General features: G+C 67.0%; 1 protein-coding gene. It reads right to left on the bottom strand.

The features are described 5' to 3' along the window. Nucleotides 1-496: FAD-binding oxidoreductase (locus JK202_RS16170; protein WP_249200195.1), on the bottom strand; the 496-nt coding region annotated here is incomplete at its 3' end. Nucleotides 497-536: the final 40 nt, after the last annotated feature.

Genomic DNA, 536 nt, shown 5'->3' with positions numbered 1-536 from the left:
CGCCAAAACGCTGCCCGCTGAACGGTGCCAGCAGCGGATCGACCGTCCCGCCAACGAGCGAACGCCCCACAACCTCGCCGACCGCAGGCGCAAGCTGGAACCCATGCCCGCAGAACCCGAACACATGCCACAGATCCGGCGTGTCCTGCCCCGGGCCAATCACGGGAACACCATCCGGCGTCGCCCCCTCAAGCCCGGTCCATGTCCGCAGGACCGGCACATGCGCCAGCGCCGGAAACGCCTCAAGCGTGGCGGCCGCGCCCTCGGGCATCCGGTCCATGACGGTAAAGGACGTGTCATGGTCCGCGCAGGGCTTGCCAAGAATGCCGCCGCCGATCACCAGCGATCCAACAGCGCTCTGCTTGAAGGACAGCGGCCGGTCGATCCCGATGACCACAGGCTCAAGGAAAGGCTGCGTCCGCGCCGTCACCATCATGGACGGTGCCACGACCTTCAGCGGCAGCGTCTGCCCCGCCATGGCCATCATGTTCGCCATGATAGCCTCCTTCATCCTGTCGCGGACGCTCGTTACGCCG

Origin of the sequence: Gluconobacter sp. Dm-62, from assembly GCF_018256155.1 — a bacterium.
Taxonomy (GTDB): Bacteria; Pseudomonadota; Alphaproteobacteria; order Acetobacterales; family Acetobacteraceae; genus Gluconobacter.
Note: the sequence above shows the minus strand (reverse complement) of the source record. Positions and strands in the feature narration are given on the sequence as shown.